Below are 18589 nucleotides of genomic sequence, written 5' to 3' on the forward strand. Positions count from 1 at the left end.
CTGATGGACCACCACGGAGTCGTCTTCAAGGTCATCGGCGACAGCCACCCCGGCAGCCACTACCTCGGCTACGTCAAGTACCACCCTGACGAGAAGGGCGACCGGCGGCTCTTCGACCGGACCTACCGGCAGAACAGCGTCGTGTCGAAGTCCTTCGGCATCCTCGCCGGCAGGCCGGAGTGCTACGTCTACTCCGACACCCTCGGCTGCGTCATCACCGGCATCCCGCGCGAGGACGTGGCCGTCCACTACTCCTGCCGCCAGGCCCTCGCAGCCATCCACGAGGCCCCCGGCGCGGTCGCCGACAACCCGGCCGGCAAGGACCTCCTGGCCATCACCGAGTGGATCACCGCGAACGACGCCCAGGGCCTGATCGGCGTCACCGGCTCCTTCCTCGTCGGCTGCTTCAACGAGCGCTCCGACATCGACCTCGTCTGCTACGGCCCCGAGGGCTACCAGGCCGCACAGGAGCTCTTCCAGCAGACCGACCTGATCCGGCCGTACGACGGAGACGACCTCACCCGGCTGTACATCCGCCGGGCCAAGTACATGGAGGGCAGCTCATTCGACGCCCTCATCAAGCAGGAACGCCGCAAGCTCCAAGGACTCACCGCCAACGCCGGCGCGCACATCAACTGCGAACCCATCCGCTCCGACCGCGACAAGACCTTCGCTCGGATCTCCTCCAAGGAGATCGGCGAGATCTCGCTCCTCGCCAAGATCACCGACCACGCCGAGGGTCTCACCACCCCGGCCGTCTACGGGATCAAGGTCAAGACCATCCTCAGCTCGACCATCGACGAGGCTGACTCCTTCGCCCGCCGGATCACCCACATGCGCTCGTACCTCGGCGCCTACACCGGCGCCTTCAGGTCCGGCGACACCGTGCACCTGTCCGGCAAGCTCGTCCACACCCAGGACGGCGAACACAGCGGCTTCGGCATCGAACTCACCCCTTGGACCGTCAGCGGCTCCTACGTCGCCAACCTCGCCGGATAGGAGCCTCGTCTTGCCCCTGCTCGTCATCCGACACGCCGAGTCCGTCGAGAACGCCGACAAGTACAACGGCTTCTACCAGGACCCCCGCCCCTACAGCGGAGCCGCCGCCCATGCCATCTCCCGCACCATCGTCGGCCTGACCCCGCGCGGCTTCCGGCAGGCCCAGTGGCTCGCCGAGGTCCTCCCGCAGCTCGCGAGCTCCGACCTGCACGTCTACACCTCGACCTACCGCAGGGCGATCGACACCGCCGCGATCGCCCTGCCGACCCTCCCCGATGGTTGGCCCCGGCAGACCGCGCTCCTGGACGAGCAGCACTACGGCGACGCCACCTACATGACCAAGCGCGAGCTCTACGACAGCTACCCCGCACTCGCCGAGGACCGCCGCCGGCGCAAGCACATCTGGACCGCGCCGGGCGGCGGAGAGTCGCTCGCCGAGGGCGTGCTCAAGCGGGCCGCCGAGTTCGCCGCCCTCGCCCAGGCCGAACTTCAGGAATCGCGGACCGTTGTCGCCTTCACCCACCAGACCGCCGCGGTGGCCCTTCGATCCCTGCTCGAAGCCCGCACCTTGCCCGAGATCCTCGCCGAGGAGCGGAAGGGCAAGATGCCCAACGCCGCGATCCTCCATTACGAACTGCGAGACGGCCGGTTCACCCGGACGGGAACGACCATCCCGCCGATCTAGGAGGAGCCCGTGCGACACCTGTTCCTCAACGGGCCCGTCCAGAACGGGCCCTTCACCCTCGCCACCCGGCCCGGCAAGGCCGTAGGCATCCGGCTTGCCGCCGCCCTCAACGCCATCCTCGGCTTACCGCTGGCGCCCCACCTGTGGAACACCGTCACCCTCGCCGGGGACCTCCGCCACCGTGAGGCCAACGGCCCGAGGATCCCCCGCCAGCGCTTCGAGGCCGACCTGATAGCCGACAAGTACCCGCCCGGGCAGTCCCCGGTGGGTGGCATCATGACCGACACCGACGCCGAGGTCGCCGGCCTCGCCCTGGAGATGATCGAGAACAACCTCCGCGCCCGCACCCTCACCATCAGCCGCGAGACCGTACCCTCGTGCCGGGCCTGCGGTCACATGACCGGCACCGGCAGCCATCCCTGCAACGCCTGCGGCAGCACCGACACCCGAGAACACACCGGCCTCCACCTCGTCGCCGAACTCGCGAAGGACCGCCCCGTCCTCGACCGCTCGGACATCCACGCCAGCCACCGCCAGCAGCCCAAGCACCTCCAGCACACCGCCGCCAACGTCGCCGAGCGGCTGATCCTCTCCCGAACCCGTGATCACGGCATCGACCTCTCGCCGCTCGGCCTCAACGGCCTCGTCCTCGACCCGCGCGTCGGCATCCACGCCACCGTCCTCGCCGCAGCCCGCCGGCACGAAGCGGACACGGCCGTCATGACCATCACCGAGAACGCGGCCAACCACATAGCCGCCCATGGCCAGCACTTCCGCGAACACGGCGGCACCCGCCTTCAGTACGCCCTACACGGTCACCTCCCCTACGACCACACGGCCAGCCTGCAGCCGCTGCACGAGGCGTACCGCGCCACCCAGGCGATCAAGGACGGTTTCGAAGAGTGGTTCCTCCCGCTCTTCTCCCTGAGGGCCAAGACCGCGACGAGCCCGGACCAACTGCCCTCGCTGTTCAAGCACTACATGCGGTCGCACCTGGCCAAGCCCGTTGCAGCCGACGGAGCCGTCCTCGAAGTCGTACAGCGCTCGGTCTCCGCCGGTGACACCGTATGGATCACGAACAAGCAGGCCGTGGCCAACGTGATGGCTGCCCGCGCGACAGTAACGGCCGCCGCTGCGGAGATCTGACAAGCAGGTCCGGGGTGCCCGTCTACTCTCGGCATGAATGCTGTCCGGGAGAGCCCCTCCTGGACGCCAGACCAGGAGGGGGACCGCCGCCCGTGGGCAGGACGGAGTACTACAACGACCCGAACGCGCCGAAGGCGAACACCCTCATCCCCGCCAGCAACCTGCTTGTCGTCGACGACCACGGTGCCATCCTGCTCCAGCGCCGCCGCGACACCGGCCAGTGGGCTCTGCCCGGCGGAGCTCAGGACATCGGCGAGACTGCCGCCAAGTGCGCCGTGCGCGAGTGCTTGGAGGAGACCGGCATCGAAGCCGAGATCACCGGCTTCCTCGGTGTCTACACCAACCCCAACCACATCGTCGCCTACACCGACGGCGAGATCCGCCAGCAGTACGAGAACACCTACATCGGCTGCCCTATCGGCGGCGAACCCACGATCAACGACGAGGCCGACGGCGTCCGCTTCGTCCGGCCCGCCGACCTCGACCAGTTCGACATCCACCCCAGCATGCGCCAGCAGATCGGCGACTACCTCGCTGGCACCTACCCCTACCTCGGCTGACCGACGCCGCTTCTTCCGGTGTCACTCAGGTGATTCTGGCTACAGGGAGGTCTCTTCAAAGCTGAGAGCGCGTTCGGCCGAGTCGAGAAGATCTGCGTACGTCAGTACTTGAATTCGACTGAGGTGTGAGTTGTATGAGCGGATCGTCTGGTCGATTTGCTCCTTGGTTGCGCGATCTGAAATGCACCTATCCTGGTATCCGATCACGACTGTTCCGCGAGCGCGTCGATAGTCGTAGTTCAGGCCGAGCTCGTTACTGTGCAGCGTTCGGAGGGATGCGCCCATCTCGTCAATCGTGCGAAGGTAATTCATGCACTGGCTAACCGCTTCATGAACTGCGCTCGTCACGATCAGGTGATTATCCCTTGCCCGGCGGACGAGCCGGGCCTCGGGGCCCTTGAGTTCAATAATGTGCAGGCTTCCGTCAGAGCAGACCAGGGGGAAGTCGTGCTCGTCCAAGTTCATTAGATCGCGCCGCGCTGCCACTCCGGTGTATTGGCCCCCGAATAGCCAGTAGTGGCCTTCCATGGCCTTGTGCATGGCGGTCTCATTGACCTCTGACTGGCGGGCGAGATCGCGAAGCTCCGCGACCAGCATGCGGCGTCGACGGACAACTGCCATCTCGGCCGCTGCCAGGCCAGCTGGCGTTGAGGTGAAGCCGGACATGACGTCGGCAATGTCGTCTCGACGCGCCAAGGCCTCACCGAACGAGGCTGAGGTCATACCGCCCTGATCCTGGGCGTAGCTCAGCGCGGAGACTCTGCTGGCGATTTCCGAGAGGAAGGCTTCAATTCCCATATCCCAGCACGGCTCTTCCGGGGAGGAATCGCCGTCGGGGCTGGCGGTGATGTAACAGATCCCGTCATAGACCCTGTCCTTCAGCAGTCGTCCGAAGACATCGGTAAACCGGTCTCGGTAGGACATTCCATCTACCTCTGATGGGAATCCGGTCACGGCTGGTGTGGTCTTCACGGGCCTTCTTGCGCCAGGGCCGTCCTCGAGAATGAAGAAGAGACCGAGATGCGGCTGGAGCTCCTTCAGGTCCGATTTCTCGTACTGTCGCCTGACGTCCAACGCCTGTTCGGTGACATCCTGGATTCGGTTTCTGAAATTGTTTCCGTAGGATGGCCCCATTTGGGATTTGATGTATATGGCTGCGAGTGGGAATCCATCTCGGGAAATCACCAGGTCCCAGCCGCTACTGATGCCCCCATAGAAGCTGGGGAGGCTGAGCCTCGGACCGCTTTTGATCCATTCCGGTGGAACCCCCCGAGACACGAGATCGGCGATGATGGACTGCTCGATTCGCTTGAACGCGTGTCCCGCTCTCACCGAACTTGGTGGGTAGGTGCCTGCAGCGGCTCGATCCGAGTCCAGGCGCCTGGCTTGCCAGACGTCCTTTACCGCGTTTACGACCGAGTCCAGCATCTTCCGCTCCTGTGTCGTCCGGGTGCTGCTCGAAAGCTATCGCTCTGGTCTGACAGCGACGGGCCCGTTGTGATCGGGGCTGGTGAGAGGCATGGTCGAGGGAACCGCTTGGTGACGGCCGGTGTATCTCCACCCTTTCGTGTTGAGTCCGCGGGGCCGCCGTAGGCGCCCCTGTAGGGTCAAGACGTGGCAACTCTGGCTCTCTTCGACTTCGATCATCAGACTCTGCCCGATCTGCCGGTGGAGGCGGTCGAGCATGGCGAGGTCTTTACGCGGCGCTGGGTGGTCGATCTCATCCTCGACCTGCTTGGGTACACGCCTGACAAGGACCTCGCCGAGCTGAGGGTCGTCGAGCCGGCATGCGGCGCGGGCGCGTTCCTTGGCGCGATCGCAGCGCGGATCGCCGAATCGTGCCGTAGCCACGGCCGGCCCATCACTGATGCTGCAGACGCGGTTGAGGCGTTCGACCTGTTGGAGAAGAACGTCGCGCAAAGCCGCGATCTCGTCGAGGAGCTGCTGCATGCTGACGGGTGGGAACGCGAGGAGGCGAGGCAGGTCGCGGGTGGCTGGGTTAGGCAGGGCGACTACCTTCTGCAGGCGAGCCCACGCCACGAGGTGGACCTTGTGGTTGGGAATCCGCCGTACATCAGGCTTGAGGATGTCCCGGACGATCGGATGGACGCCTACCGGGCTGCCTGTAGCACGATGGGCGGTCGAGCCGACATCTACATCGGCTTCTACGAGATGGCTTTGCGCAGCCTGAGGTCCGGGGGCCAGCTCGGTTTCATCTGTGCTGACCGCTGGATGCGCAACCAGTACGGGCGCAAGCTGCGCCAGCTGGTCACGCGCCAGTTCAGCATGAATCTCGCTCTGGTCATGCACGACGTCGACGCCTTCCATGAGCAGGTCGCTGCCTACCCGGCCATCACGATCATCTCCAACCAGAAGCAGGGCACCGCAGTCGCGGCTGACACAACCCGTGCCTTCGGGGAGAGCCAGGCTCGCGAGTTCCTGTCTTGGTATGGAGCTGGCGAACAGCAGCCAGCTACGAAGGCGGCGTACCAAGCAGCCCGGATGCCCCACTGGTTCCCGGACGAGGACTCCTGGCCTGCAGCTTCACCCGCGCGACTCGCTGTCCTTGAGGACCTCAGCGAGCGATTCCGCCTGCTGGAGGACGAGACAACCGGAACCCGAGTCGGCATCGGTATCGCCACCGGGGCTGACAAGGTCTTCATCACCAACGAACCCGATCTCGTCGAGAAGGACCGGCTCCTGCCCCTGGCCATGGTCCGTGACACCACCAGCGGCACCCTCCACTGGAATGGCTCCTACCTCGTCAACCCGTGGAACTCGCAGGGCGAGTTGGTCGACCTTGCCGACTATCCGCAGCTCGCGAGCTACTTCCGGCAGCACAGCGGCGCCCTACGGAAGCGGTACGTCGCGGTCAAGCAGCCAGAGCGCTGGTACAAGACCATCGACAAGGTCGACCACCGCCTCACGGCCAGGCCGAAACTCTTCTTCCCGGACATGAAACTGACGATCCATCCGGTGCTGGATGAGGGAGGGCTGTACCCTCACCACAACCTGTACTTCATCGTCTCGGACGTCTGGGACATGCGCGTGCTCGGCGGCCTGTTGCTATCGAAGGTCGCTGAAGCGTTCGTGGAGGCGTACGCGGTCAAGATGCGAGGGGGGACGCTGCGCTTCCAGGCGCAGTACCTGCGCAAGATCCGCGTGCCCGACCCAGGCTCCATCGCTGAGGGGGACCGGACTGCGCTGGCGGACGCCTTCGACAAGCGGGACGTGAAGGCGGCCACCGAGGCAGCACTACGTGTCTACGGGCTTACCGAGCTTCCCGATTAGGAGGAACCGATCTTGACGGTCAGCCGCCAGGACTTCGAGGACGCCGTCGCGGCGTACTGGGGTGTCAAACAGGCCCAGAACGAACAGTCGGCGATCAAGGCCGCGGTCGGCGCCGGCACTGCGGGTTCCGTCAGAGGTGGCAAGCACTTCGATTCCATTGCGGCCCTCCTGGCGAAGTTCTTCCTCGAAGCGGGCTATCCGCCTGAGAGCATCCGGGTCACCAAGTCCCAGCGTCTGGAGCTCCCTGGCTACTACAGGCCCCAGAAGCAGTGGGACGTCGTCGTCGCCTACGAGAACACGCTGGTTGCTGCCTTCGAGATGAAGGCCCTGGGCGGGCCGTCCTTCGGCAACAACTACAACAACCGGGTGGAGGAAGCCCTCGGCAGCGCCGTCGACCTTCGAAGGGCGGCGCTGGCTGACCTCTACCCCGGGGAAAAGCCCTGGCTCGGTTACTTCTTCATCATGCAGGACGAGGACGGGTCGAGGCGGCCGGTGAAGCCGGCTGCGGGGGCTCTACCGGTGGAGGACATCTGGCACGGCAAGTCCTACCAGGAGCGCTTCGGCATCTTCTGCCAGCGGTTGATGGCCGAACAACTCTACGACGCGGTCTGCTACGTCACCTCGTCCGCGACCGACCCGAAGCCGAACGAGCCGGTTGCCAGCTTGGACTGGAGGCACTTCTCAGCTGCCATAAACGCGCGGATCGGTTACCTGCAGGAGCTGGGACTGCCGAAGCCACATTGGCCCCATAGTTCTCTGTTCGGGGACCTCGGCCAAGGCTGATTTGCGTGAGCGATGCGTGAGCGGACGGGGCAGCACGTGCCGGTTCGAGCAAGATCTCGGATCACAGTGCAGCGTCCTGACCTGCGGGTTCATCACCAAGTGACCTACGGCGACACCAGCCAGCATGATCACTCCCGGGCTCGTAATGCGTAGGTCGCGGGTTCGAATCCCGCAGGCGGCTCGGTGAAGGCCCAGGTCATCCACGTGATGACCTGGGCCTCTTGCGTTCCCGCCGCCGGTGAGTCGCCCCGGCCGGCCCTTCGCGTGTTCGAGGCCCCGGGCGTTTTCGAGGACCGCGGGCTTTTTCAAGACCCCCGGACGTGTTCAGGAAAAGGGGCGGAGCACGGATTCGGATATTCGTCCACAGTTGTTCCAGGCCATTGCGGACGGTGAACGTATGTGTTCAGATCACCGGCACTACTCGAGTCGAGCGCGATGTGCGAAAGTCATTCTGCTGCTTGGTTCACACGTAGTGAGGTGACATATGGATACTGCAGTAGAAAGGGCCATCGAGTGCATTCGGGCGCGTTACGGCGATCCGCTTACTCTCACCGAGATCGCCGAAAGCGCCCTGCTCAGCCGCTTCTATTTCACGCGGCTCTTCAAGGAGGAGACCGGGCTCACTCCCGGCAGGTTCCTGGCCGCGATCCGCATCCACGAGGCCAAGCGGCTCATCGCGACCACCTCGATGAGCATCACCGAGGTGTCCTTCGCGGTCGGCTACAACAGCCTCGGTTCCTTCACCAACTCCTTCACCGCCGGGGTCGGGGTGTCGCCGAGCCGGTACCGCCGGCTGGCGCGCGGAGGGGGGGAGGGACTTCCGGAGCCCGATCCGGGAACGTGGACGGGATTCGGGACGGTCGCGGGCACCATCAGCCTGCCGGAGGGCCACGGGAACGCCCGGGTGTTCCTGGGCGCCTTCCGCACGCCGGTCGTCCAGCACCCGTCGCTCGCCGCGGCGGTGATCGACGTGCCGAGCGGTAGGCCGTCCTGCTACTCGCTGACGGACGTCCCCGAGGGGACCTGGCACCTGCTCGCGGTGGCGGTGGCCGACGGGGTCGGGCCCGACGCCAGGGCCCGGCGGACCGCGCTCTTCGGCGGGCACGGCCCGGGGCCGGTGACGGTCACCGCCGACACCGTCACCAGTGCGGCGGTGCGGCTGCGCCCGGGCCGTCCGTCCGACCCGCCGGTGCTGCTGGCGCTGCCGGAGCTCGAACCGCCGGCGAACGTCACGGCCCACCCCGGGTGCGCCTCCGTGGTGCCGGCCCCGGAGCGCGCCGAACGGCACCGGGCCGCGGGCCACCTCCGGGTGGCGTCCGCGGCACCGGTGCCGGCGCGGTCGTGACCGGGCGGGATCACCGCACCATTTCCTGGTTGGTCTTGAGCTGCTCCGCGAGCAGGCTCCACTCCCGGCCGATCCGCTCGGCGATCGAGGCGATGACGCCGCGCCAGTGCGGCGGGACCGCGTCGACCAGGTCGCGCCAGTCCTCGTCGAGGTCGGTGGCGTGGAGCTGCATCCAGCGGAGGAACTCCCGGCCGCCGGTGGTGTAGCGGATGGCGGGGTCGCCGGCCATCTTGGCCGCCACCGTCGCCCACGCGGGCGGCGCGTCGGTGTGGTTCCGGCGGTGCGTCGAGGCGGAGTCGACGCTCGGCGCCACCCGCAGCGGCACCCGGGTGGCGCCGCCGGGGACCCCCACGGGGACCCCGGCGGGCCGGACCGCCCCGTCGACCGGCCGCACGGCCTGCACGGACCGCACGGGCTGCACCGCCTGGACGGCCTGCGGCCGTGCGGCCGTCTGGCGTCCGTCCCGCTCCGGGCTGTCGCCGCGCCGCAGCCGGGCGCTCACGTCGTGGACCGTGCCGAGCGACACGTCGGTCTCCCGGGCCACCTGACGCAGCGGCGCGTTCGGGTTGGCGGCGATGTACTCGGCCGCCCGGCGCCGCCCCTCGCCCGCGTCCACCGGGCGCCGCCGGCCGTCCCGGCCGATCCGCTTGCCGCCCAGCTGCGCGCCCCCGGCCGACTGGTCGCGCAGCGAGGCGATCGTCTTCGCGCTGAGCCCGGTGATGCCGGCGATGGCCCGGTCGGACCAGTCGGGGTGGGAGCCCAGGACCCGCTGGGCGCCGGAGACCCGGTCGGCCTTCGACAGCGGCAGCCCGTGCGAGCCGTTCGCCTTCATGGCGATGACGAGCGCCTCGGAGTCCGAGCAGTCGAGGAAGCGCACCTTGATGCTGTCGTCGCCGCGCAGCCGGGCGGCCTCCAGCCGGTGCAGCCCGTCGATGACGCGGTAGCCGTCCATCTGGACGAGGATGGGCGGCAGTTCGGCCGAACCCGCCGCGTCGATGAGGAGTTGGATGTGGGCGGCGTCCGTGCCGCCCTGGCGCAGGGACACTCCGGGCGACAGCGCGGTGATGGGGACATCGCGTGCCGGCAGTTTCTCGAAGTTCTTCAGATCGAATTCGGTGTGGGCCGATGATTCGGCGTTGCCGGTCCTGACGGGGCTGAATGCACTCGTCACCAGGACGGCGTGCCCGTTGCTCTGAGCCATTCCGTTCTCTCCCTCTCTGCTGCCGCTGCGTCGAGCGTCGCAAGCGGCTCTTCAGCGGCAGTCGAGGGCAGGTGGACGTTCCCTGGAAGCACGACACCGCGGGCGTCCGCCGGTTCGGCGGACACCCGCGGTGGACGCGGAGGGCCTGGTCAGGCGTCCCTGCGCTGGAGCAGGACACCCGCGATGACCAGCACGGCGGCCGTCCAGAGGGCGAGCACCCCGAGGCCCTGCCACGGCCCCAGGACGTCGGAGGCGCGGGAGTGCTGCTGGGTGATCAGGAACCCCGCCTCGGTGGGGAGGTAGCCGTGGACGTGCTTGCCCACACTACCGGGCAGCATCCGGGTCATCGGGGCGATCACCAGGACGAAGGCGATGACGCCGGTGATGCTCGCCGCGGTGTGCCGGATGATCGCGCCGACCCCGAGCGCGAACAGGCCGAGCAGGGACAGATACAGGCCGCAGCCGAAGACGGCCCGCAGGACGCCCTCGTCGCCGATCGAGACCGGCGCCTTCTCGTTCAGGATCGGCGCGCCCAGGAAGAACGAGAGGAAGGCGGTCAGTTCGCCGACGACCAGGACCACCAGGCCGAAGACCGCGCCCTTGGCCACCAGGACCGGCACCCGCTTGGGCACCGCGAGGAGGCTGGCCCGGATCATTCCGGTGGAGTACTCGGAGGCGATCACCATCACGCCCAGCACGCAGACCGCGAGCTGGCTGAGCAGGATGCCGCTCCCGAGGATGGTGCCGGTCGGGTCGAGCCGCATCTCCGCCTGCTGGGCCGCGTCGCTCTTGTCCCAGTTGGCGACGCCCATCTGCATGAACAGCACGGTGGCGATCAGGGTCAGCACGATCAGGATGACGAGCGACCAGACGGTCGAGCGGACCGAGCGGATCTTGGTCCACTCGGAGAGCATCAGGTCGGCGAAGCCCGGTTCGCGGGCCCCGCCGGTGACGGTGGTCGCGGGGGCGGGTGCGGTCACGGTCGTCACTTCACACCTCCGGCGGTGGTCACGCCGGCGTCGTACTCGACGGCGTCCTTGGTCAGTTCCATGAAGGCGTCCTCGAGCGAACCGCGGCGGGTCGAGAGCTCGTGCAGGACCAGGCCGCCGGCGGCGGCCAGTTCGGCGATGCGCGGAGCCTCGAGCCCGACGACGTCCAGGTCGCCCTCGTCGGTGTCGGTGACGGTGGCGCCCTCGGAACGCAGCAGCTCGGCGAGCCGCTCGCGGTCGGGGGTCTTCACCAGCACGCTCTGCTCGGTGCTGTGCTCGATGAACTCCTCGGTGGAGCAGTCGGCGACCAGCCGGCCCCGGCCGATCACGATGAGGTGCTCGGCGGTCACGGCCATCTCGTTCATCAGGTGGCTGGAGACGAAGACGGCGCGGCCCTCCGCCGCGAGCGACTTCATCAGGTTGCGGATCCAGACGATGCCCTCGGGGTCCAGGCCGTTGAGCGGTTCGTCCAGGATCAGCGCGGCGGGGTCGCCCAGCAGCGCGGCGGCGATGCCCAGCCGCTGCCCCATGCCGAGCGAGAACCCGCCGGCCCGCTTGCGGGCCACCGAGCCCAGGCCGACCTGGTCGATGACCTGGTCGACCCGGCGCTTGCCGAAGCCCTGGGTCTGGGCCAGGCAGAGCAGGTGGTCGTAGGCGCTGCGCCCGGTGTGGACCGCACGTGCCTCCAGGAGCGCGCCCACCACCCGCATGGGGGCGGCGAGTTCGCGGTACGGCACGCCGTTCACGGTGGCCGTGCCGGCGTCGGCGCGGTCCAGGCCCAGCAGCAGCCTCATCGTGGTGGACTTGCCCGCGCCGTTGGGGCCCAGGAAGCCGGTGACCCGGCCGGGCTCGACGGTGAACGACAGGTCGTTCACCGCGGTCTTGTCGCCGTAGCGTTTCGTGAGGTTCTTGGCCTCGATCATGGTCACCTCGGTTGAAGGGGCTGCGAGAGATTCCGGGGGATAAATCCGCCCCGCCCACCTGTGGTACCAGGAATCCGAATCCGTTCAGTAGGGGCCGGCCCGCTCCGCCGTGAACGGCGGCCGCCGCCCACGATGGCCTCGGCCGCGTCGGCGTGGCAATTTTGACGGCGGTGACGGCCGGCCCGAGCGGCCGTTTCATCTGCTCGTTTTCCTCAGTTGAACCCGGAACCCATGAGGATGTCATGAATTCAGTCGTGAGTGATCCGGCCGCCGCCCGGCGGCCGGTGATCGGGGTCTGCGCCCGGACGGCGCCGGTCACGCTCCAGGGCACCGACATGGTCGTCAGCCTCGCGCTCCAGGCGCACCTGGCCTTCCTGGCCGGGGCGGGCTGCACACCGCTGCTGCTCCCGCTGCTGCCCGGTGTCGAGGAGGTGGTCGACCGGCTCGACGGCCTGCTCGTCCCGGGCGGCCCCGATCTCGATCCGACGCTGTACGGTGAGGCCCCGCACCCGGTGACCCGGGCGGTGACCCCGGACGCCGATCGCGTCGAACTGGCCTTGGTCAGAGCGGCACTTGACGCCGGGTTGCCCGTCCTGGCGATCTGCCGCGGCATGCAACTGCTGAACGTGCTGCACGGGGGCAGCCTGCACCAGCACCTGCCGGAGGTCACCGGCCACGAGGGCCACCGCCCGGCGGATCCGTCCTTTACGCTCGGTCGGCACCGGTTGAAGCTCCAGCCGGGCAGCCGGATCGCCGGCGTCCTCGACGAGGATGAGCCGGAGACGGCCTGCCACCACCACCAGGCCGTCCACCGGCTCGGTGCCGGTCTCACCGCCACCGGCTGGGCGGAGGACGGCACCGTCGAGGTCGTCGAGGTCACCGACCACCCCTTCGCGATCGGTGTGCAATGGGAATCCGGGCACACCGCCGACAAACGACTCCATCAAGCACTCGCACGAGCCGCAGGTCGCCCGAAAAACAACTAGCCGCCGAAATTCGGATACTTGAGAAAAAGGCGGCCCTGAGGGCAAGCTGTTTCCTGATCCCAATCCGAAGGAGAATTGCAGATGTCGCCGCGGATGCCTAACCCGTCACTGGTGGTTCCCGATGTCCTGCCGCCCATGCGCGAGCTGGTCAAGGCCGTCAACAATGTCGGCGTGCCGTTGCAGACCCTCGTGCTCATCCACCTGCGGGTGAGCCAGATCAACGGCCGCGAGGTCCAGATCCCCGTGAAGCAGCGCGAGTTCGAGGAGGCCGGCGAGGAGGACTTCCGCCTCCCCCTGGTGGCGACCTGGCGGGAGCAGACCTGCTTCACCGACGCCGAGCGCTCGGTGCTGGCGCTGGCCGAGGGTGCCACCCGCATCGCCGACCGGGAGAACCCGGTGACGGACGAGGTGTGGAACGAGGCCGCCAAGCACTGGAACGAGGTGCAGCTCGGTGCGGTGGTCCTGCACATCGGCCTGGTCAACCTCTGGAACCGCGTCAACGTCGTGACCAAGCAGGAGCCGGTGGACTGGCGGATCAACCCCAAGAAGTGGACCCCGATGACCTCTCGGCTCGCCACGACCACCAAGTAAGCGCTCCACCCCAAGAGGCCCTGTCCGGTGATTCCGCCACCGAACAGGGCCTCTTGGTGTGCCCGGCCGGTCGCCCGGCCGGGCAGCAGGATCAGCGCGGCAGCGGGGCGCGGCCGACGGCACCGGTGTTGATCGCCGCGAGCAGGCTGCGCGCCTGCACGTTGACGTAGCGGCTGTGCCCGGTGAGCACGTTCAGCTGGCCCGGGGTGACCCACTGGTACCCCGCCGGGGCCCGGGTGGGCGTCGTGGCCTCGTCCGTCTCGACGACCAGGTAGCGGCTCTCGGCGTCGAGGAACCGGCCGCCCTCCTCGGAGTGGACCGCCGAGTAGCGGACGCGGTCCGGGGCGGCGTTCAGGAACAGGTCCAGGAACGGCGGCCGGTGCCCGGCCGGCAGGTGGGCGTAGTTCTCCGGGACGTACTGCACGGTCGGCGCGAGCTCGACGGTGTCGAGGAAGCCGCCCTCGACCCGGGCGTGCACCAGGACGTGCGGGACGCCGCCGAACTCCCGGTAGGCGAACCCGACGACCCCGGTGCCGACCGGTTCGATGATCGGCTGGGTCCAGCCGGCGACCTCGCGGCCGGCGCCCTCGACGGAGACCGCCACCACCCGGAAGAACCGCTCGTCGACCCGGTGGACGGAGTGCTCGTCGCGCCGCCACCCGGAGATCCCGCGCAGCGGCACCCGGCGGACGTGGACGTCCTGCCGGGACCGCTCACCGGTGAACCAGGCCAGCAGGTCGGCGTCGGAGGACAGCGCGCCAGGCTCGGGGGGCGCCATCGGGGCGCTCGCCAGCACGGTGCGCGCGTCCATGTTGACCACGTTGTCCAGCCGCAGCAGCGCCGCGATCTGGCCGAGCGTCAGCCAGCGGAAGTCCTCGGCGACCGGCACGTCCCCGTGCACCTCGACGATCATGTTGCGGTTGCGCTTGCGGTAGAACCAGGCGCCGTGCTCGGACTGCAGGACGTCGGTGAGCACCCGGCGCCGGTCCGGGTCGAGGAAGTGCTCCAGGTAGCGCACCTCCGCCCCGCCGTGCGCCTTGGTGTAGTTGCTGCGGGTGGCCTGCACGGTGGGGGAGAGCTGCACCAGGTTCGGGTTGCCGGGCTCCATCTTCGCCTGCATCAGGAAGTGCAGGACGCCGTCGAACTCCTTGGCCAGGATGCCGAGGATGCCGATCTCCGGCTGCACGATGATCGGCTGCTGCCACTCGGCCTCCGGGCGGACGACGTGCAGGCCCTCGACGGTGAAGAACTTCCCGCTGCGGTGCCGCAGGTCGCCGGTCTCCGGGGCGAACGACCAGGCGTCGAGCTCGGCGAACGGGATCCGGCGGATCTCCGTGCCGCAGCTGCGCCGGTGGTGGTCCAGCCAGCCGGTGACGTCGGCCGTCGCGATGTGGACGCCCTCGGCCGCGGCGGCGGACCGGGCCAGCCGGTCGGCGACCGAGGCGCTGGAACGCGGGATCAGCAGGGTGCTCACGACCGACCACCGCTCTCCTTGACCGGCTTCCACCACTGCGGGTTCTCCCGGTACCAGGCGACGGTCTCCGCGAGGCCGCGGTCGAAGGCGGTGAGCGGCCGGTGGCCGAGCTCCTGCTCGATCTTGGTCTGGTCGAGGGCGTACCGCCGGTCGTGGCCCTTGCGGTCGGCGATGTGCCGGACGAGGTCGGGGGACGCCCCGCACAGCTCGACCAGCCGGTGCGCCAGCGTCAGGTTCGGCACGGCCGTGCCGGAGCCGATGTTGTAGGCCTCGCCGGCCCGGCCGCCGGTGAGCACCCGGTGCACCGCGCGGCAGTGGTCGTCCACGTGCAGCCACTCGCGGATCTGGCCGCCGTCCCCGTAGACCGGGATCGGGCGCCCTTCCAGCAGGTTGGTGACGGACAGCGGGATGAACTTCTCGGGGTGCTGGTAGGGGCCGTAGTTGTTGGAGCAGCGGGTGACCGAGACGTTCAGGCGGTGGGTGCGGAAGTAGGCCAGCGCGATCAGGTCGGAGGCGGCCTTGGACGCGGCGTAGGGGGAGTTCGGCAGCAGGGGGGACTCCTCCGTCCAGAACCCCTCGTCGATCGAGCCGTAGACCTCGTCGGTCGAGACGTGCACGACCCGCTCGACACCGAGCGCCAGGCAGGCCTCGAGCACGGCCTGGGTCCCCTCGACGTTGGTGCGGACGAACGCGGCGCCGCTCTCGATCGAACGGTCCACGTGGCTCTCGGCGGCGAAGTGCACCACCGCGTCCTGCCCCTCCAGCACCGAGCGCAGCAGCCCGCGGTCGAGGATGTCCCCGTGCACGAAGGTGAGCCGGGGGTGGGAGGCCGGGAGGTTGTCGCGGTTCCCCGCGTAGGTCAGCGCGTCCAGCACCGTGACGTGCGCGTCCTCGTAACCCGGGTATCCCCCGTCGAGCATGGTCCGTACATAATGCGAGCCGATGAATCCGGCGCCGCCGGTGACGAGGATTTTCATGAGACCACGCCGCAGTCGGAATTCCACGATCGAAGCATGTGCTTGCCCTTTTCGGTGAGGGGGGTGGATGCCGTGCAATTACGCTAAAGAATCGCCTGATTCCGGGCATCTTTCAAATTGCGTTCAGCCGCCGAAAACGCCGCAGGGGGTGGTGGCGGGGGCCACGGCCCCCGCCACCACCCCCCTGACCGGGCGCTACCGGCCGACGTAGGCGGCGAGGTGTTCACCGGTGCGGGTCGAACGGGCGGCGACCAGCTCGGCCGGGGTGCCCTCGAAGACGACCCGGCCGCCCTCGTGGCCGGCGCCGGGGCCGAGGTCGATGATCCAGTCGGCGTGCGCCATCACGGCCTGGTGGTGCTCGACGACGATCACCGACTTCCCGGCGTCCACCAGCCGGTCCAGCAGTCCGAGCAGGTTCTCGACGTCGGCCAGGTGCAGCCCGGCGGTGGGCTCGTCCAGGACGTACACGCCCCCTTTGTCGGCCATGTGCGCGGCCAGTTTCAGCCGCTGCCGCTCGCCGCCCGACAGCGAGGTGAGCGGCCGGCCGATGCCGAGGTAGCCGAGGCCCACGTCGGCGAGGCGCTCCAGGACGCGCCGCGCCGCGGGGATCCGAGCGGGGCCGGCGCCGAAGAACTCCAGCGCCTCGTCGACCGGCATGGCGAGCACCTCGCTGATGTCGCGGCCGCCCAGCAGGTGCTCCAGGACGGCCGGCTCGAAGCGCCGGCCCTCGCAGTCCTCGCAGGTGGTGGCGACCCCGGCCATCACGGCGAGGTCGGTGTAGATCACGCCGGCGCCGTTGCAGGTGCCGCAGGCGCCCTCGGAGTTGGCGCTGAACAGCCCGGGCTTGACGCCGTTGGCCTTGGCGAAGGCGGTGCGGATCGGGTCGAGCAGGCCGGTGTAGGTCGCCGGGTTGCTGCGCCGTGAGCCCTTGATCGGCGACTGGTCGACCGCCACCACGCCCTCCCGGCGCGCGACCGAGCCGTGGATCAGCGAGCTCTTGCCGGAGCCGGCCACGCCGGTGACCACGCACAGCACGCCGAGCGGGACGTCCACGTCGACGTCCCGCAGGTTGTGCCGGGTGGCGCCGCGGATCTCCAGCCGGCCGGTCGGCGTGCGCACCGCCGCCTTGGGGGCGGCCCGGTCGTCGAGGTGGCGGCCGGTGACGGTGCCGCTGGCCCGCAGCCCTTCGAGGGTGCCCTCGAACACCACCTCGCCGCCCTCGGAGCCGGCCCGCGGCCCGAGGTCGACGACGTGGTCGGCGATCGCCATCGCCTCCGGCTTGTGCTCCACGACCAGCACCGTGTTGCCCTTGTCCCGCAGCCGCAGCAGCAGGCCGTTCATCCGCTGCACGTCGTGCGGGTGCAGGCCGGTGGTCGGTTCGTCGAAGACGTAGGTGGTGTCGGTGAGCGAGGAGCCGAGGTGGCGGATCATCTTGACGCGCTGGCCCTCGCCGCCGGACAGGGTGCCCGCGGGCCGGTCGAGCGAGAGGTAGCCGAGCCCGACCTCCACGAAGGAGTCCAGGGTGTGCAGCAGCTTGGCCAGCAGCGGTGCCACCGACGGTTCGTCCAGCCCGCGGACCCAGGCGGCGAGGTCGCTGATCTGCATCGCGCAGGCCTCGGCGATGCCGGTGCCGCCGATCCGGGCGGAGCGGGCCTCCTCGTTGAGCCGGGAGCCGTCGCACCCGGGGCAGGTGGCGAAGGTGACGGCCCGGTCGACGAAGGCCCGGACGTGCGGCTGCAGCGCCTCGCGGTCCTTGGAGAGCATCGACTTCCGGATCTTCGGGATCAGGCCCTCGTAGGTCAGGTTGACCCCGTCGACCTTCACCTTGGTCGGCTCGCCGTGCAGGAAGTCCCGCATCTCCCGGGCCGTGAAGTCACGGATCGGCTTGTGCGGGTCGAGGATGCCCGACTCGGCGTAGACCCGGGTGGTCCAGAAGCTGTCGCGCGTCCAGCCGGGGATGGTGAACGCGCCGTCGGCGATCGACCTGGAGTCGTCGTAGAGCTGGGTGAGGTCGATGTCGGAGACGGTGCCGCGGCCCTCGCAGCGCGCGCACATGCCGCCGTGGTAGACGGCCTTGCGCACCACGACCCGCTCGCCCCGCCCCTTGTCGACGTTCATCGCCCCGCTCGCGGTGCGCCGCGGGACGTTGAAGGCGAAGGCGCTGGGCGGGCCGACGTGCGGCCGGCCGATCCGGCTGAACAGGATCCGCAGCATCGGGTTGACGTCGGTGGCGGTGCCGACGGTGGAGCGCGGGTCGCCGCCCAGCCGCTGCTGGTCGACGGTGATCACGGTGGTCAGCCCGTCCAGGACGTCGACCTCGGGGCGGGCCGGCGTCGGCATGAAGCCCTGGACGAAGGCGCTGTAGGTCTCGTTGATCAGCCGCTGGGACTCGGCGGCGATGGTGCCGAACACCAGGGAGCTCTTGCCCGAGCCGGACACGCCGGTGAACACCGTCAGCCGGCGCTTGGGGAGCTCGACGCTGACGTCCTTGAGGTTGTTCACCCGGGCCCCGTGCACCCGGATCAGGTCGTGGCGGTCCGCGGGGTGCGGCCCGGTCTCGGTGGAGGCCTGGTCCGCCCCGGTGTCCTTGCCCATGGTCTCTCCATCTCGCGGGATGGGGACCGTGCGCGCCCGGCCCC

The 18589-nt window shown here is 68.9% G+C and carries 16 protein-coding genes; 9 read left to right on the forward strand and 7 right to left on the reverse strand.

The genetic code is table 11. The features are described from left to right. Positions 1-3 precede the first annotated feature (3 nt). The 4 genes from AB0N04_RS22410 to AB0N04_RS22425 all read left to right on the forward strand — a co-directional run bounded on the left by AB0N04_RS22410 (position 4) and on the right by AB0N04_RS22425 (position 3390). Positions 4-999 carry a nucleotidyltransferase domain-containing protein gene (locus AB0N04_RS22410; protein WP_329885680.1) on the forward strand — a complete coding sequence of 332 codons (996 nt, stop codon included), beginning with the start codon at positions 4-6 and terminating at the stop codon, positions 997-999. Positions 1000-1009: 10 nt separating this feature from the next. Beyond that, positions 1010-1684 carry a histidine phosphatase family protein gene (locus tag AB0N04_RS22415; protein ID WP_329885679.1) on the forward strand — a complete coding sequence of 225 codons (675 nt, stop codon included), beginning with the start codon at positions 1010-1012 and terminating at the stop codon, positions 1682-1684. 9 nt (positions 1685-1693) lie between these two features. Continuing rightward, the gene (locus AB0N04_RS22420) at positions 1694-2830 is read left to right on the forward strand and encodes a hypothetical protein (RefSeq protein WP_363365121.1); all 1137 of its coding nucleotides are present in this window, start codon (positions 1694-1696) and stop codon (positions 2828-2830) included. A gap of 92 nt (positions 2831-2922) precedes the next feature. Continuing rightward, positions 2923-3390 (forward strand): NUDIX domain-containing protein, encoded by a 468-nt coding sequence (locus tag AB0N04_RS22425; RefSeq protein WP_363365123.1) that lies wholly within the window; start codon positions 2923-2925, stop codon positions 3388-3390. 39 nt (positions 3391-3429) lie between these two features. Here AB0N04_RS22425 and AB0N04_RS22430 read toward each other — a convergent pair whose 3' ends face one another. Further along, positions 3430-4818, reverse strand: coding sequence for a Shedu anti-phage system protein SduA domain-containing protein (locus AB0N04_RS22430; RefSeq protein WP_363365125.1), 1389 nt, complete (start codon positions 4816-4818; stop codon positions 3430-3432). A 186-nt stretch (positions 4819-5004) separates the two neighbouring features. On the opposite strand from AB0N04_RS22430, the gene AB0N04_RS22435 reads away from it, so the two are divergent. The 3 genes from AB0N04_RS22435 to AB0N04_RS22445 all read left to right on the forward strand — a co-directional run bounded on the left by AB0N04_RS22435 (position 5005) and on the right by AB0N04_RS22445 (position 8809). After that, positions 5005-6681, forward strand: coding sequence for an Eco57I restriction-modification methylase domain-containing protein (locus tag AB0N04_RS22435; protein WP_363365127.1), 1677 nt, complete (start codon positions 5005-5007; stop codon positions 6679-6681). A gap of 12 nt (positions 6682-6693) precedes the next feature. Next, entirely contained in the window at positions 6694-7464 is a 771-nt protein-coding gene (locus tag AB0N04_RS22440) for a PaeR7I family type II restriction endonuclease (protein WP_266270908.1), read from the forward strand. A gap of 484 nt (positions 7465-7948) precedes the next feature. Further along, positions 7949-8809 (forward strand): AraC family transcriptional regulator, encoded by an 861-nt coding sequence (locus AB0N04_RS22445; protein ID WP_360217084.1) that lies wholly within the window; start codon positions 7949-7951, stop codon positions 8807-8809. Between the two features lie 10 nt (positions 8810-8819). Here the strand turns inward: AB0N04_RS22445 and AB0N04_RS22450 are convergent, their stop codons facing one another. The 3 genes from AB0N04_RS22450 to AB0N04_RS22460 form a co-directional block, all read right to left on the reverse strand. Further along, a complete protein-coding gene (locus AB0N04_RS22450; RefSeq protein ID WP_360217081.1) occupies positions 8820-10010 on the reverse strand; it encodes a ParB N-terminal domain-containing protein in 1191 nt (396 codons plus the stop codon). Positions 10011-10159: 149 nt separating this feature from the next. Beyond that, positions 10160-10999 (reverse strand): ABC transporter permease, encoded by an 840-nt coding sequence (locus AB0N04_RS22455; protein WP_360217078.1) that lies wholly within the window; start codon positions 10997-10999, stop codon positions 10160-10162. After that, positions 10996-11922, reverse strand: a complete 927-nt coding sequence (locus tag AB0N04_RS22460; protein ID WP_360217075.1) for an ATP-binding cassette domain-containing protein — start codon at positions 11920-11922, stop codon at positions 10996-10998. Before AB0N04_RS22460 ends, AB0N04_RS22455 begins: the two co-directional genes overlap by 4 nt. Before the next feature lie 242 nt (positions 11923-12164). On the opposite strand from AB0N04_RS22460, the gene AB0N04_RS22465 reads away from it, so the two are divergent. After that, on the forward strand, positions 12165-12908 hold the full coding sequence (locus AB0N04_RS22465) for a gamma-glutamyl-gamma-aminobutyrate hydrolase family protein (RefSeq protein ID WP_360217072.1): 744 nt from the start codon (positions 12165-12167) through the stop codon (positions 12906-12908). Between the two features lie 111 nt (positions 12909-13019). Beyond that, positions 13020-13499, forward strand: a complete 480-nt coding sequence (locus AB0N04_RS22470; protein ID WP_360217069.1) for a carboxymuconolactone decarboxylase family protein — start codon at positions 13020-13022, stop codon at positions 13497-13499. Between the two features lie 91 nt (positions 13500-13590). On the opposite strand, the gene AB0N04_RS22475 is transcribed toward AB0N04_RS22470, so the two are convergent. The 3 genes from AB0N04_RS22475 to AB0N04_RS22485 form a co-directional block, all read right to left on the reverse strand. Continuing rightward, the gene (locus tag AB0N04_RS22475) at positions 13591-14973 is read right to left on the reverse strand and encodes an NDP-hexose 2,3-dehydratase family protein (protein ID WP_360217066.1); all 1383 of its coding nucleotides are present in this window, start codon (positions 14971-14973) and stop codon (positions 13591-13593) included. Then, on the reverse strand, positions 14970-15950 hold the full coding sequence (gene rfbB, locus AB0N04_RS22480) for a dTDP-glucose 4,6-dehydratase (RefSeq protein WP_360217063.1): 981 nt from the start codon (positions 15948-15950) through the stop codon (positions 14970-14972). The genes AB0N04_RS22475 and rfbB overlap by 4 nt, the downstream gene beginning before the upstream one ends. Before the next feature lie 195 nt (positions 15951-16145). Further along, positions 16146-18545, reverse strand: a complete 2400-nt coding sequence (locus AB0N04_RS22485) for an excinuclease ABC subunit UvrA (protein ID WP_360217427.1) — start codon at positions 18543-18545, stop codon at positions 16146-16148. Positions 18546-18589 lie beyond the last annotated feature (44 nt).

It is taken from the genome of Kitasatospora sp. NPDC051702 (assembly GCF_040681575.1).
Lineage (GTDB): Bacteria > Actinomycetota > Actinomycetes > Streptomycetales > Streptomycetaceae > Kitasatospora.